Raw genomic sequence first — 14,410 nt, 5'->3', positions numbered from 1 at the left:
GCGGTCGATGACCTGCCCGCCCCGCGACCGGCTGCCGGCCCCGAGGGACCGGCATCGTTCTTACTTGATGATCTTCGCGACCACGCCGGCGCCGACGGTGCGGCCACCTTCACGGATGGCGAAGCGCAGGCCTTCGTCCATCGCGATCGGGAAGCCCAGCGTGACGCTGATCTTCACGTTGTCGCCCGGCATCACCATCTCGGTGCCTTCCGGCAGCTTGATGGAGCCCGTGACGTCGGTGGTGCGGAAGTAGAACTGCGGACGGTAGTTGCTGAAGAACGGGGTATGACGGCCACCCTCGTCCTTCGACAGCACGTAAACCTCGCCTTCGAACTCGGTGTGCGGCGTGACCGAACCCGGCTTGGCCAGCACCTGGCCGCGCTCGACGTCTTCACGCTTCAGACCGCGGACCAGCACGCCGACGTTGTCACCGGCCTGACCCTGGTCGAGCAGCTTGCGGAACATCTCGACGCCCGTGACCGTGGTGGTCTGGGTGTCGCGCAGGCCCACGACTTCCGCCGCGTCGCCCACCTTGACGATGCCGCGCTCGACGCGACCGGTCAGCACGGTACCGCGACCGGAAATCGAGAACACGTCTTCGACCGGCAGCAGGAACGGCTTGTCGATGTCGCGCTCCGGCGTCGGGATCCAGGTGTCGAGGGCTTCGACGAGCTTGATGATCGCCGGCACGCCGATGTCGGACTGGTCGCCTTCGAGGGCGAGACGGGCCGAACCCGCGATGATCGGGGTGTCGTCGCCCGGGAACTCGTACTTCGACAGCAGTTCACGGACTTCCATCTCGACGAGCTCGAGGAGCTCGGCGTCGTCGACCATGTCGGCCTTGTTCAGGAACACCACGATGTACGGCACGCCGACCTGACGCGAGAGCAGGATGTGCTCGCGGGTCTGCGGCATCGGGCCGTCAGCGGCCGAGCACACGAGGATCGCGCCGTCCATCTGGGCGGCACCGGTGATCATGTTCTTGACGTAGTCGGCGTGGCCCGGGCAATCGACGTGACCGTAGTGACGGTTCGGCGATTCGTATTCCACGTGGGCCGTGGAGATCGTGATGCCGCGCGCCTTCTCTTCCGGCGCCGCGTCGATCGAGCTGTAATCCTTGAATTCGCCACCGAAGCGCTCGGCACCGACCTTCGTCAGCGCGGCCGTCAGCGTGGTCTTGCCGTGATCGACATGACCGATGGTGCCGACGTTGACGTGCGGCTTGGTGCGTTCGAACTTACCCTTTGCCATGAGCGTTAAACTCCGCTGGAGCCAATGAGATAGTAAAAAAGGAACCGCCGCGGACGACGAAGATGGTGCTCATGACTGGAATCGAACCAGCGACCTCTTCCTTACCAAGGAAGTGCTCTACCGACTGAGCTACATGAGCACGTGACGCAACGCGCGTATGAACAATGGAGCGGGAGACGGGAATCGAACCCGCACAATCAGCTTGGAAGGCTGAAGTTCTACCATTGAACTACTCCCGCACTGCGCGGAACTCGTCTGGTGGAGGAAGGTGGATTCGAACCACCGAAGGCGTAAGCCAGCAGATTTACAGTCTGCCCCCGTTGGCCGCTTGGGTATTCCTCCAACAAAGAACGCCTATTGTCGCGGCCGTCCGTGGGGCTGTCAACAACTTCTGCACATGTGATTTCCCGCCTCATCGCCCCGTGGGCTTTTCGCCGCTGAAGCGACTCCCACAGGTTCAGGCGTCGCGCGTCGCCAGCACGAGCGGTTCCATCGCGCGCGACATTTCCATGAGCTTCATCGCGTACTCCTGCAGGCGCAGGTCCTTCTCTTCGACCGGCTTCCACGGCGGCACCGGGGTGGGCTTGCCGCCATCGGGCTTGTCCAGGGCCACGAAGACCATCACGCAGCTGGTGGCCAGGCGCTGCTCGCCCGTGCGCAGGTCGCGGGCCAGCACGTCCACGGCGAGGTGCATGCTGGAGGTGCCGGTATGGATCAGCCGCGCCCGCACGGTCACCAGGTCGCCGATCAGGATCGGCGCCAGGAACTGGATGCCGCTCACCGAGGCGGTGACGCAATAGGCCCCGCTCCAGCCCACCGCGCAGGCGTAACCGGCCTGGTCGAGCCATTTCATGACCATGCCGCCGTGAACCTTGCCGCCGAAGTTCACATCGGTGGGCTGGGCCAGGAAACGGAATTCGACTTCGCGCTGGGTGCCGGGCATGGGGTGACCTTGCTGGGAAAGTCTCATTATGACGTTCCGGCAGCTTGTCGGGTCGCCCGGGCCGGCATAGATTCGAGCCACGAACTACGGGAGTGCCCCGATGGTCCTTCGCAGCGTCGCCTCGCGCCTCGCCCTGAGCGTGCTCCTGGGTTCGGCGCTCGTCCTGGTCGTGACCGGGGGGCTGATGCTCACGCATACCCGCGAGCAGATCCTCGACCAGACCCAGCGCGAGGCGGCCGCCGTCTCCGGCTGGGCCGCGACGAGGATCCAGGGGCGCCTTGACAACGTGTCCCGGGTCGCCCGGGTCCTCGCCGGGATCCTCGCCACGCGGCGCGACGAGGCGCCGGCGCTCATCCGCGACACCCTCGCCGTCAATCCCGAACTCGTGGACATCACGGCCGCCTTCATCCCCCGCGACACGGCCGCCCCACGCCCGGCGGACGCGCCGGTGGCCCGGCGGGCCATCGACGGCAGGCTCAGCATGGGCAGTCGGCTGGACGATCCCGAGGTCTACTGGACCTCGCCCTGGTTCGTCCGCGGCCTCAACTGCGACCGCGGCTGCTGGCAGGCGCCGTTCCACTCGGTAGGACGCAGCGATACGCTGGTGGGCTACTCGGTAGCCATTCCGGGCCAGAAGCTGCCGGTCGTCGGCGTGGCCGATGCCACCATCAGCATCGACTGGCTGCAGAAGCTGCTCGGCGAGCTGAACAAGCCGGACCACGCTTCCGCCTTCGTCGTCGACGCCGACGGCATCTTCCTCGCCCACGACTGGACCTCGTACGTCGGCACGCGCGGCAGCAAGCCGTTCCGGCAGGCCCTCGCCGAGGGACGCAATCCCGTCCGGATCACGCCCCAGATGGGCGGCCGGGTCAGCGAGCCGGTCTGGGTCTATTTCGTGAAGATTCCCGGCACCACGTGGACTTTCGGCCTCACCATGCCCGAGCGCGAGGTGCTCGCGGACCTGCGCCACACCTACTACGTGGACATCCTCCTGGGCCTGCTGGCCCTCGCCGGCGTGTCGCTGCTTGCCCTCGCCATCACCCGCCGGCTGATGGCACCCCTGGCGATCCTTTCCGATCGCGCGGAAGACGTCGCGCGCGGGCACTTGGACTTCCCCCTGCCCAAGGTCCGGCGCAAGGACGAAGTGGGCCGCCTGACCCGGGCCTTCGACCAGATGCGCCACCAGCTCGCCGGCCACATCGACAGCGCCAAACAGATCGCCCGCGAGCAGGAGCGCATGGCCAGCGAACTGGAGATCGCCCGGCAGATCCAGCTCGCCCTGATCCCCGAACCGCACTGGCTCGCCGCCGACGGCCGCGTGGAGGTCCACGCCGCGCTGCGTCCGGCAAGCGCCGTGGGCGGGGACCTGTATACCTATTTCACGCTCGGCGCGCGGCATGTCTGCGTCATGGTGGGCGACGTCTCCGACAAGGGCATCCCGGCGGCGCTGTTCATGGCGCGCACCATCACCCTCGCCCGCACCCTCGCCACCCACGCGCGTTCGCCCAGCGAAATCCTCGGCGCGCTCAATCGCGAACTGTGCAAGGGCAACGACACCTGCATGTTCGTCACCCTGCTCTGCGGCGTCGTGGAGACCGAGACCGGCCTCCTCTCGCTCGCCAGCGCCGGGCACGAGCAGCCCGTGCTCCACGCAGGCGGCAGCGCGACCCTCGTCGACGTCGAAACCGGCCCGGCACTCGGCCTCGATCGCGAAGCGCGCTACCCTGTACGCGTACTCACGTTGCTTGGGGGCGACACCGTGCTCATGTACACCGACGGCGTCAGCGAGGCGCATGCGGCCAACCAGCGCCTGTACGGGACGCACGCCATCCTGGACAGCGTCTCGCGCATCGAGGACGGCGCCACGCCGGAAACCTACGTGGAAAAGGTTCTTGGTGACGTCGACGCCTATGTCGATGGCGCACCGGCCTACGACGATATCGCGCTGCTTGCGCTCACCTGGCACGACAGCGGTGCCGCGGGAGTCCGCTTCGATGCGGTTGCGCATTCCTAACCGGCTCGAGGACGTGTTCCTCGCGCTGGACAGGGCCGAGGGTGCACTGGACCGCGCCGAGGTCGACGCCTCCTGCCGCGCGGACGTTCGCCTGGTGCTCGAGGAGCTGCTGGTGAACACCGTGCGCCACGGCTACCCCGACGGCCGGGACGGCAGCATCGATATCCGCCTCGAAGTCGAGGCCGACGTGGTCCATCTCGAACTGCGTGACGACGCCATGCCCTTCGACCCCTTGCAACACGAACCTCCCGACCTGCCCGGCGACATCGCCAGGCGCGAGATCGGCGGTCTCGGCCTGCACCTGGCCCGCAGCATCGCCAGCGCTTTCCACTATGCACGCGACGCACACGGCAACCGTGTCGTCATCCGCTTCGACCCTTCCGACGAGCCCGCCACATGACCCTCATCGTCCGCAGCGAAAGCCCCAGTCCCGACCGCAGCACCGTGTGGCTGGAAGGCCGGCTCGACGCGGCGACTTACGCGGCCTTCGACGAGGCGTTGCGCGACATCACGCCGCTCGTCGACAACGGCGGCACGCTGGTGATCGACCTGTCGGCACTGGAATACATCAGCAGCGCCGGCCTCCGCAGCCTCGCCCAGTTGCGCAGGCAGCTGCACGACCGCGATGGGCGCACCCTGCTGCTCAATCCGCAGCCGCAGGTGAAGAAGGTTTTCGACATCGTGAAGGCGGTGCCGGTGGCCGAGGTGTTCGCCAACGTGGGCGAGCTCGATCATTACCTCGATCACATGCAGCGGCAGATAGCCGCGCCAGGCGGCTGAAGAAAGGAAAGCCGCGCAGAGCCCTGCTTCGCAGGCCACCCCTCACAGTTGCCGCTCGTCCCGGAAAAAATGACTTTGGCCCCTTTTCCGGGGGCGGTCCGTGAATCGTCCCGCAGAATCGCCCCGAATCTTCCTTCGAGGGCCGTCCATGCGATTCCCTGCTCCTCTCAGGCTTTTCCCCGTCCTCGCGGCCGCCGTGGCGCTCACGACTCCCGCGCACGCCGCAGACGTCGACGCGCACGCGCTGGTCGAGCGCGCGCTCAAGGCCATGGGCCAGAAGCACGACCTGCACGACGCCGCCTGCCTGCGTACCGAGACGATCAATGCGAACTGGGACATCGTCGAGTTCGACCACGCCGACCCGCCGTACGTGTTCGAGGGGGCGTCGAACGCCACGGAAATCGACGACCTGCGCGGCGGCAGGCGCCTTACCGACGAAAGCCAGGTCGGCGCCGGCGCGGCACCGGCCTCACTGCATACACGAATCCTGAGGACACCTGTCGAAGAACGGACCGACATGGTGTTCAACGGCCAAGCGCCGCGAACCACGCGCCTCGATGCCGCACCGGCGTGGAACATGGACGAACCCGTCGCCGTCCTGCTGGCGGCCGAAAAGGCGAAAGACCTCATCCGCGAAGCCGACGCGTCGCCCCACGGCATCCCGCAGCACGTCGTGTCGTTCCACGTGGGGCCTTATCCCGTGCGGCTGTTCATCGACGCGACCACCGACCTGCCGAGCGCCATCGAGACCACCCGGGTACTGCGCCGAGCGACGGGACAAGACATCGCCTATAACGCCCTGGGCGACATCCGGGACCGCGTGGATCTCATGAACTACGCCGTCTTCGGCGGGGTGCGCTACCCGGTGCAATCCGACCTTTACCGCAACGGTACGCTCCTGCGCACGAGCATCCGCACCGGCGTGAAGCTGGACGATACCCTCGACGGCAAGGCGTTCGACATGCCCGCGACGGACGCCACGCCGGTGCATACGACGGTGGACGATCTCGCCCTCGGACACCCCGTCGGGTTCGCGCCCGACCCGCACGCGCCCATCGCGGAAATCGCCCCCGACGTGGTACAGATTCCGGGCTCATGGTTCAGCACCATCGTGCGCCAGGACGATGGCCTGGTGATCCTCGACGCGCCCATTTCCGATGCATATTCGCGCAAGGTCCTCGACGAGGCGGCGCGCCGCTTCCCGCACATGCCGGTGAAGGCACTGGTCACGTCCACGGCGTTCTACTGGCATGTAGCCGGCGTGCGCGAATACGCCGCGCGCGGCATCCCAATCTACGTGCGCGACCGTAACGAAGCGACGGTGCGGAAGATCCTCTCTGCGCCACACACGCTCCTTCCCGACGCGCTGGCCCTGCATCCGACGCCCCCCGACATCCGCCCGGTCTCGAAAGCCACCGCCATTGGACACGGGCACAACGCCATCGTCCTCTACCCCATCAGCCAGGGCGAACAGCCCATGGAAATGACCTGGATCGCCGACGCGCACCTGCTGCACACCGGCGAGATGCTGATGCCACTGGGACCGAACGGTGCATTGGTTCAACCGGAAGCGCTGTTCGAGGCGAAGCGCTCGATCGAAGCGACGCCGATTCCGACGGCGGGCCTGAAGATGATCGGCATGCACATGCGACCCACCGGCTGGGAGGTGCTGGCGAAGGCCGTGAAGGACGCCGGCCTCTGAGCATCCGTCGCTCCTGCGAAGACGCGACTTCATCGCCGGCTGGGCGACGTGCCTCCGGACGCCAAGACGCCGGGTGCCTGCCTTCGCAGGCACGACGGGCTTGGGGTCAGACGTTGAAGCGGAAGTGCAGCACGTCGCCTTCCTTGACGAGGTAGTCCTTGCCTTCCAGGCGCAGGCGGCCGGCTTCCTTCGCGCCCTGCTCGCCCTTGAACTTGATGTAGTCGTCGTAGGCGACCGTTTCGGCACGGATGAAGCCGCGCTCGAAGTCGGTATGGATCACGCCCGCGGCCTGCGGCGCGGTGGAGCCAGCGCGGACCTGCCACGCGCGGACTTCCTTCTCGCCCGCCGTGAAGTAGGTCTGCAGGCCGAGCAGCCGGTAACCGGCGCGAATCACGCGGTTGAGGCCCGGTTCGTCGAAGCCCAGGTCCTTCAGGAACTCGTCGCGGTCGGCGTCGTCAAGCTGCGAGAGCTCTTCCTCGATGGCGGCGCACACCGGCACCACTTCCGCGCCCTCTTCGACGGCGCGCGCACGCACGGCGTCCAGGTGCGGATTGTTCTCGAAGCCGTCTTCCGCGACGTTCGCGATGTACATCAGCGGCTTCATGGTGATCAGGAACATGTCGCGGACCAGCGCCTTTTCCTCGGCGTCGAGGCCGGCCGAGCGGGCCGACTTGCCCTGGTCGAGCGCCTTGGCGAGCTTCTCGAGCACCGGCTTGCGCGCCAGCGCGTCCTTGTCGTTCGCCTTCGCAGAGCGCGTGGCGCGGTCGAGCGCCTTCAGCACGGACTCGAGGTCGGCCAGCGCCAGCTCGGTGTCGATGGTCTCGATATCCGCGATGGGGTCGACCTTGTTCGCCACGTGGATGACGTTGCCGTCCTCGAAGCAGCGCACGACGTGCGCGATGGCATCGGTTTCGCGGATGTGCGCGAGGAACTTGTTGCCCAGGCCTTCGCCCTTCGACGCGCCGGCCACGAGGCCTGCGATGTCGACGAATTCCATGGTGGTGGGAATCACCTTCTGCGGCTTCACGATCGCCGCCAGCTCGTCCAGGCGCGGATCAGGCACGGGCACGATGCCGGTATTCGGCTCGATCGTGCAGAACGGGAAGTTGGCGGCGGCGATGCCGGCCTTGGTCAGCGCGTTGAAGAGGGTGGACTTGCCGACGTTAGGCAGGCCGACGATGCCGCATTTGATGCCCATGGCGAATCTGTGTCCGGTTGGTGTGGGGTGGGGTCAGGCGACCGTGTGCAGGCGTTTCATCGCCTCGTCGAACTTGCCTTCCAGCGCCAGCGGCAGCACGTCGAACGCGCGCCCGATGCCGTGCATGATGGCGTCTTCGTCAGCCGCGCTCGGGCGGCCGAGCACCCACGGGGTGACCTTGTCCTTGTGCCCGGGGTGGCCGATGCCGACCCGCAGGCGATGGAACTTACCGTGGCCCAGGTGGGCCATGATGTCGCGCAATCCGTTCTGGCCGCCGTGGCCGCCGTCGAACTTCATGCGGACGGTGCCGGGCGGGAGGTCCAGTTCGTCGTGGGCGACGAGGCACTCCTCCGGCGCGATCTTGTAGTAGCGCAACGCCGAGGCGACGGCGATGCCGCTCTTGTTCATGAACGTGGCGGGCTTGAGCAGCCAGACGGTTTCGCCGGCGATGCGCAGCTTGCAGGTTTCGCCATGCAGCTTGCCGTCGAAGGCCCAGCGCTCTCCCTGGTCCATGGCCAGGGCGTCGACACACCAGAACCCGGCGTTGTGCCGGGTCCTGACGTATTCGGCCCCGGGGTTGCCGAGGCCGACGATAAGACGAAGTGTCGCCAGCTTACTTCTTCTCTTCGGTCGGGGCTTCGCCACCCTCGGCGGCCGGATCGACTTCTTCCTGGATCGAGGCCACGGTGACGACGGCGACGTCGTGCTCCTTGCCCAGGCCCAGTTCCGGGATTTCCACGCCGGCCGGCAGCTTGAGGTCGGACAGGTGGACGATGTCGCCGGCCTTCAGGTTGGCGAGGTCGAGCTCGATGAACTCCGGCAGGTTGCCCGGCAGGCACGAGACCGTCACTTCCGTCAGGTTGTGCGAGATCACCAGGCCCGCGGTCTTGCCGGCCGGGGACTTCTCCTGGTTCAGGAAGTGCACGGGAACGGCGACGCGGATGGCCTCGTTCTCGTTCACGCGCTGGAAGTCCATGTGCAGCATGAGCTGCTTGAACGGGTGCTTCTGCCAGTCCTTGATCAGGACCTTCTGGGACTTGCCGTCGACGGTCAGGTCGATCACCGACGAGTAGAACGACTCATAACGCGAGCCGAGCAGCACGTCGTTGTGGAGGACCTGGATCGCCTGCGGGGCTTCGCCCGCGCCGTACACGATCGCCGGCACGTAACCCGCGGCGCGAAGGCGGCGGCTCGCACCCTTCCCTTCCACACTGCGGCTCGTGGCCGTGAGCTGATGATTGGTAGCCATTGGTGTTGCCTCAAGTAAACCGCCTCGCGGCGGTGGGTAAAGGACTCCCCCGCGACCAGGGGAGCCCGAAAGTGATGCGTTCAGTCGATGTAGAGCGAGCTGACCGACTCGCCGAAAGCGATGCGGCGGATCGTCTCCGCAAGCAGTTCCGCGACCGACAACTGGCGGATTTTCGCACAGTTACGGGCGTTGTCGCGCAACGGCAGCGTATTGGTCACCACCAGCTCGTCGAGCTGGGAGTGCTCCAGGTTGTCGATGGCGGCGCCCGAGAGCACCGGGTGCACGCAGTAGGCGACGACCTTGCGGGCGCCTTTTTCCTTCAGGGCGACCGCGGCGGCGCAGAGCGTGCCGGCCGTATCGACGATGTCGTCGACCAGGACGCAGGTCTTGCCCTCAACGTCGCCGATGATGTTCATGACCGTGGCCACGTTCGCCTTCGGGCGGCGCTTGTCGATGATCGCGAGGTCGGCGTCGTCAAGGCGCTTGGCGAGCGCACGCGCACGCACCACGCCACCGACGTCGGGGCTGACCACGATCAGGTCGTCCATGCTGTGGTGACGCCAGATGTCGGCCAGGAGCACCGGCGAGGCGTACACGTTGTCTACCGGGATATCGAAGAATCCCTGGATCTGGTCCGCGTGCAGGTCGATCGTGAGCACGCGGTCGGCGCCGGCCGTGGCGATCATCTTCGCCGCCAGTTTCGCCGTGATCGGCACGCGGGCCGAACGCGGGCGGCGGTCCTGACGGGCGTAGCCGAAATACGGCATCACCGCGGTGACGCTGCCGGCCGAGGCGCGCTTGAGCGCGTCGATCAGCACCAGCAGTTCGAACAGGTTCTCCGCGCTTGGCGCGCCCGTCGGCTGGATGACGAACACTTCCTGCTTGCGTACGTTTTCCTCGATCTCGATCTGGGCCTCGCCGTCGCTGAACCGGCCGACGAGGGCCTTGCCCAGCGGAATGCCGAGACGGGCGGCGACATCGTCGGCAAGTGCGCGATGCGCATTGCCGGTGAACAACATCGGGGTGGACGTATCCACGAAGGAACTCCTGGCGTCTGGCTAGAGTGGTTGGTTCGTCTTCGCCACCGCGAACGGTGGCTGGGGCGGCAGGATTCGAACCTGCGCATGCGGGAATCAAAATCCCGTGCCTTAACCAGCTTGGCGACGCCCCAACAATTCGTTCCGGCGAGTCCTTACGACACGATGCCCCTTGCCTCGATCCGGCTCCGTGCCAGCAGCAGCGGCGAAGGATCGACACCCGCCGCCACATGGGCGGTGAAGCCCCCGGGACAGCGCGAGGCGACGCCTAGCGCCGCCTCGTGGGTTCTCGTTTCCAGGAACACGCAGCCGCCGCTGCCGGACAGGCGGGCGCGACCGAAGCCGCCCAGCCAATCCAGCGCCGCGGCCACCCGCGGATGGCGCGCACGGACCACCGGCTCGAAGGCGTTTTCCGCCGAATCCCCGGAAACAAAGGATGAAATTGTCGCCCGCGGGGCCTGACGTGTCAATTCGGGAGCCGCGAACAAGGCGGCCGTAGGGACGTGTTCGTGGGGGTCCACCACCACGTACCAGCGGCGTGGGAGGCGCATCGGGGAAAGGCGTTCCCCCACCCCCTCGGCCCAGGCGGACCGTCCGCGGATGAACACCGGCACGTCGGCGCCCAGCTTCAGGCCCAGGCTGGCCAGCGCATCCTCGGAGAGGCCCGTCCCCCATAGCGTGTTCAGGCCGACCAGCACGCTGGCGGCATCCGAACTGCCGCCGCCGAGTCCGCCGCCCATGGGTATGCGCTTTGAAACGGCGATCTCGGCACCCAGCGGCGTGCCCGTCTCGGCGGCAAGCAGCCGCGCCGCGCGTACCGTGAGATCTGTCTCCTCGGGGACCCCGGGAACCGGCGTTGGACGACCGATGACGCCATCCGCCCGCACGCGCAGGCGGACCTCGTCGCCCCAGTCGAGCAGGCGGAACACCGTCTGCAGTTCGTGGTAGCCGTCGTCGCGGCGGCCGACGATGCGCAGGAACAGGTTGAGCTTGGCCGGGGCTGGCCAGGCGGTCCAGTCACCCTGAGCCAAGGGCGCCAGCGGGCGGCTCATGAACACGCGCAGATGATCCGGGAAACCATTCTCGCGGTCCCGCGCCAGGGCGTCGGCGAACTCGGGAGCGTGCTTGTCGACCACCGCGAAGCCGTGCTTCGCGTAGAAGGGCGCGTTCCAGGGCACGTCGGCGAGGGTGCCGAGGTCGATCGCGGCATAACCGGCCTCGCGGGCCCAGGCGCAGGCGTGTTCCAGCAGCGCGGCCCCGATGCCCTTTCCGCCGAAAGCCGGCAGCACGTCGATTTCGGCAATGCCGATGGCCTCGCGCGGTCCCTCGGTATCGAGGCAGACGAAGCCGACCACGTCCCCGTCCACGACGGCGACCCAGACGAGGCCCCGCGCGATCAGCTCGCGCACGGTGTCCACCGGCAGCGCCATGCCGGAATACGAAAGCCACGCCTCGTGTCCACGAAAAAGCTCAACGGCGGCACGCTCAATGGCGCACAGGCGCTCGGCGTCGTCGTCGCTGGCGCGGGCGATGGTGAAGTGCATCGGAGTGCCGTCGATCGTAAGCGCCAAAGTATACGATCGCGCGGGTAGGAGCGCGCCTTGCGCGCGACATGTTTTGAGGCTGTGATTTTGAGCTGGCGCGCCGACTCCGGGAACTGGCGCGAAAAGCTCAGCGCGCGCGGCGCGCGCTCCTAATTCCCGAAGGTCCACGCTTCGATGGACAGCCGCACCTTGAACGGCGCCTTCTCCGCGAACACGCGCACGGGCATCGCCGGCTGGCGCGCGGCATCCCACTGGCGGTAATCCACCGTCCAGCCATCCTGCACGATGCGCGACGGAAGCTTGTCCGCGCCGAAGGCGATATCGGCGGGACCGCCGTCCGCGCGCAGCCCCAGGACCCAGCGCTTCAGCTCGCTCATCGGGATCTGCCAGCCCACCGCGCCCGCCATCAGCGATTCCGCGTCCGGCCCGCGCCGCGTGCCGCCATCCAGGCCTTCGAGTTCGGCCCCGCCGGGGCCACCCGTGAGACGGAAGCTGCGTCCCGTGACCGGGGCGCGCACGGTGAATTCGTAATGCTCGCCGTCCTGCCGCCAGGTGAGGCCGCCGGAGCCGGAATCCTTCCCGTTGGAGACGGAGAGCCGGCCCTCGAGGGTCCAGTGGTCGATATCGACCAGCGCCCTCTCGCGCTGCTCCTGCAAGCCGAGCGTGACCGCGTCGCCCTGCTGGCGTACAGGCGCGCGCGTGGTGGCGCAGGCGGCGAGGAGGAGCGGGAGGACGAACGTCGTGCAGCGGATCAGTTTACGAAGCGTCATACGAGGTCCATGTAGGAGCGCGCCTGCGCGCGACATGTTTTGAGGCCGGGGCTTGGAGCTGGCGCGCTGGCTTGGTTGGGGACTGGAGCGAAAGGCAGTCGCGCGCAAGGCGCGCTCCTACAGCGCGTGCTTCAGGGGCGCAGTTTCCGCTCGGTCTTTTCCAGCGCGGCATTCTTCGGATCGATCCGGCGCACTTCGTTGAGGAGTTTGCGCGCCTCGTCGTGCCGGCCCCGGGTCCAGAGCACTTCGGCGAGGTGGACGCCGATGTCGGCGTCCTTGCGCTGGGCCCAGGCGTCGCGCAGCGTGCGCTCGGCCTGGTCGAGCTCGCCCTGGCGGAACTTCAGCCAGCCCCAGGAATCGGCCACCGAGGGATCGTCGGGTCGCGCCGCGCGAGCGGCCTGGATCAGGTTCTGCGCCTCGCCCAGGTCGCGGTCGTTGTCGGCGAGCGTGTAACCGAGCGCGTTGCTCGTTTCGACGTCGCCGGGCTTCAGTTCCAGGATCTTGCGGAAGTCGGCCACGGCATCGTCGACCCGCCCCGCCTCCGCGTAGGCGAGGCCGCGGCCGTAGAGCATGTCGGTGTCGTCGGGCTTCACCCGCAGTGCCTTGCTGTACGCGTCGGCGGCTGCGTCGAAACGGCGGGCGTCCATGTACAGCTCGCCATCCACCGCGAAGGCCTTGAGCAGCTGCTCGGGCCGGTCGGCGTACGTCGTCTGCAGTTCGGCCACGATCTCGTGGGCATCGTCGTCCTTGCCCTGCTGGTGCAGCACCACCGCGCTGCGCACCGACGCATCGAAGATGCGCGGGTCGTCGTCGCTCACCGCGGCATACCAGTCCAGCGCGTCCTCCTGCTTGTCGAGCAACTCCGCCATCTGGCCGAGGGTAAAGGCGTTCTCCGTCTGCACGTCGTCGGACTGCCGGCGGATCTCGTCATAGAGCTTGCGGACGGCTGCCTTGTCATTCGCGCGTGCAGCCAGGCTCAGGCGCATCGCGTACGTGTCGGGGTTCTGCGCGCCGGTGGCGAGCAGCTTCGTTGCCGCACCACGCTCGCCCAGCTGGACCAGCAAGGTGGCGTAGGCCATGCGCAGCCGCGCGTTCTTCGGCTCACGCTCCACCGCCTTGGCGAACAGCTTCCGCGCGCCGGCCTTGTCGCCGGCCTGGAAGGCCTGCTGCCCGGCCCAGGCATAGGTGGTGCCGTTGTGGAAACGGGCCAGCGCGGCCTCGCCGATCTTTTTCGCGTAGTCGTGGCGGCCGAGGTTCTCGCCCAGCTCGGCCATGGCCAGCCAGGCGGTGGCGTCGTTCGGCAGGCGTTGCGGCGTGGCGATGCGCTCGAGCAGCACGCCTGCCTGGGCGGGATCGCGGCCGCTCACCAGGATCCGGCCGAATTCGCGCCATGCATCGGGATCGCCCGTCGCGACCAGGGCCTCGAGCTGGCGCTGCGCTTCCGCGGTGTCGCCCCGGGCCAGGGCCATGCGGGCGCGGGCGGAAGCCAGTTCCGCCGGCTTCGCGCCGAGGGCGGCCCAGCGATCCACCGCCTTGGCGGCCGCGGCCTGGTCATGCACCGCGAGGGCAAGTTCGGTGGCCCTGGCGGCCACCTTCGAGTCCTCACTGAGCAGCGTCGCCTGGGTATACGCATCCGAGGCGGCCTTGAGATCGTTGGCGGCCAGGGCGAAATCGCCCGCCATCAGCAGGGCCTGGAGGTCCCGTTCGGGCGGGACGATCGCCACGTTCAGCCGGTCCAGGGGCTGGACGCCGGTGCGGGTGGCCTTGGGCGCCTCCACCGGGGGCGCCGTGACGCAGCCTGCCAGCGCCGCCAGCAGCGCCAGGGCTCCCAAATGCCGCACTTGCTTGAACTTCGACCGACCGCTCAGCACACTACTCTCCGTCATTCCCGTCAGGCACCTGCAAGCGCCGGCGCCTTGGTA

At 67.6% G+C, this 14,410-nt stretch carries 13 protein-coding genes and 4 tRNA genes; 4 read left to right on the top strand and 13 right to left on the bottom strand.

Features of this window, described 5'->3' with window-relative positions; translation table 11 throughout:
• Positions 1-60: 60 nt before the first annotated feature.
• The 5 genes from tuf to ACR9ZH_RS10585 all read right to left on the bottom strand — a co-directional run bounded on the left by tuf (position 61) and on the right by ACR9ZH_RS10585 (position 2,194).
• The gene (gene tuf, locus ACR9ZH_RS10605; RefSeq protein WP_481290721.1) at positions 61-1,251 is read right to left on the bottom strand and encodes an elongation factor Tu; all 1,191 of its coding nucleotides are present in this window, start codon (positions 1,249-1,251) and stop codon (positions 61-63) included.
• A gap of 63 nt (positions 1,252-1,314) precedes the next feature.
• A tRNA-Thr gene (locus tag ACR9ZH_RS10600) sits at positions 1,315-1,390 on the bottom strand.
• Positions 1,391-1,416: 26 nt separating this feature from the next.
• Positions 1,417-1,490 (bottom strand) — tRNA-Gly (locus tag ACR9ZH_RS10595).
• A gap of 17 nt (positions 1,491-1,507) precedes the next feature.
• A tRNA-Tyr gene (locus ACR9ZH_RS10590) sits at positions 1,508-1,593 on the bottom strand.
• A 115-nt stretch (positions 1,594-1,708) separates the two neighbouring features.
• Positions 1,709-2,194, bottom strand: a complete 486-nt coding sequence (locus ACR9ZH_RS10585; protein ID WP_481290738.1) for an acyl-CoA thioesterase — start codon at positions 2,192-2,194, stop codon at positions 1,709-1,711.
• 100 nt (positions 2,195-2,294) lie between these two features.
• Here ACR9ZH_RS10585 and ACR9ZH_RS10580 point away from each other — a divergent pair, with 100 nt between their 5' ends.
• The 4 genes from ACR9ZH_RS10580 (at position 2,295) to ACR9ZH_RS10565 (ending at position 6,690) form a co-directional block, all read left to right on the top strand.
• Entirely contained in the window at positions 2,295-4,208 is a 1,914-nt protein-coding gene (locus ACR9ZH_RS10580; protein ID WP_481290720.1) for a SpoIIE family protein phosphatase, read from the top strand.
• Positions 4,189-4,608, top strand: coding sequence for an ATP-binding protein (locus tag ACR9ZH_RS10575; protein WP_481290719.1), 420 nt, complete (start codon positions 4,189-4,191; stop codon positions 4,606-4,608). The genes ACR9ZH_RS10580 and ACR9ZH_RS10575 overlap by 20 nt, the downstream gene beginning before the upstream one ends.
• A complete protein-coding gene (locus ACR9ZH_RS10570; RefSeq protein ID WP_481290718.1) occupies positions 4,605-4,988 on the top strand; it encodes an STAS domain-containing protein in 384 nt (127 codons plus the stop codon). The genes ACR9ZH_RS10575 and ACR9ZH_RS10570 overlap by 4 nt, the downstream gene beginning before the upstream one ends.
• A 196-nt stretch (positions 4,989-5,184) precedes the next feature.
• The gene (locus ACR9ZH_RS10565; protein ID WP_481290717.1) at positions 5,185-6,690 is read left to right on the top strand and encodes an MBL fold metallo-hydrolase; all 1,506 of its coding nucleotides are present in this window, start codon (positions 5,185-5,187) and stop codon (positions 6,688-6,690) included.
• 106 nt (positions 6,691-6,796) lie between these two features.
• Here ACR9ZH_RS10565 and ychF read toward each other — a convergent pair whose 3' ends face one another.
• From ychF to ACR9ZH_RS10525, 8 genes are all read right to left on the bottom strand, one after another.
• Positions 6,797-7,888: a redox-regulated ATPase YchF gene (ychF, locus tag ACR9ZH_RS10560; protein ID WP_481290716.1), complete on the bottom strand. Its 1,092-nt coding sequence runs from the start codon at positions 7,886-7,888 to the stop codon at positions 6,797-6,799.
• 33 nt (positions 7,889-7,921) lie between these two features.
• Positions 7,922-8,500, bottom strand: coding sequence for an aminoacyl-tRNA hydrolase (gene pth / locus ACR9ZH_RS10555; RefSeq protein ID WP_481290737.1), 579 nt, complete (start codon positions 8,498-8,500; stop codon positions 7,922-7,924).
• 1 nt (position 8,501) lies between these two features.
• Positions 8,502-9,137 carry a 50S ribosomal protein L25/general stress protein Ctc gene (locus ACR9ZH_RS10550; RefSeq protein ID WP_481290715.1) on the bottom strand — a complete coding sequence of 212 codons (636 nt, stop codon included), beginning with the start codon at positions 9,135-9,137 and terminating at the stop codon, positions 8,502-8,504.
• Positions 9,138-9,217: 80 nt separating this feature from the next.
• Entirely contained in the window at positions 9,218-10,156 is a 939-nt protein-coding gene (locus ACR9ZH_RS10545; RefSeq protein WP_481290736.1) for a ribose-phosphate diphosphokinase, read from the bottom strand.
• A 75-nt stretch (positions 10,157-10,231) separates the two neighbouring features.
• Positions 10,232-10,308 (bottom strand) — tRNA-Gln (locus ACR9ZH_RS10540).
• A 21-nt stretch (positions 10,309-10,329) separates the two neighbouring features.
• The gene (ispE, locus tag ACR9ZH_RS10535; RefSeq protein WP_481290714.1) at positions 10,330-11,718 is read right to left on the bottom strand and encodes a 4-(cytidine 5'-diphospho)-2-C-methyl-D-erythritol kinase; all 1,389 of its coding nucleotides are present in this window, start codon (positions 11,716-11,718) and stop codon (positions 10,330-10,332) included.
• Between the two features lie 149 nt (positions 11,719-11,867).
• Positions 11,868-12,488, bottom strand: a complete 621-nt coding sequence (gene lolB / locus ACR9ZH_RS10530) for a lipoprotein insertase outer membrane protein LolB (RefSeq protein ID WP_481290713.1) — start codon at positions 12,486-12,488, stop codon at positions 11,868-11,870.
• 131 nt (positions 12,489-12,619) lie between these two features.
• The gene (locus tag ACR9ZH_RS10525) at positions 12,620-14,374 is read right to left on the bottom strand and encodes a tetratricopeptide repeat protein (protein WP_481290712.1); all 1,755 of its coding nucleotides are present in this window, start codon (positions 14,372-14,374) and stop codon (positions 12,620-12,622) included.
• Positions 14,375-14,410 lie beyond the last annotated feature (36 nt).

Source organism: Luteibacter sp. SVR4-7G (assembly GCF_056755555.1).
Note: the sequence above shows the minus strand (reverse complement) of the source record. Positions and strands in the feature narration are given on the sequence as shown.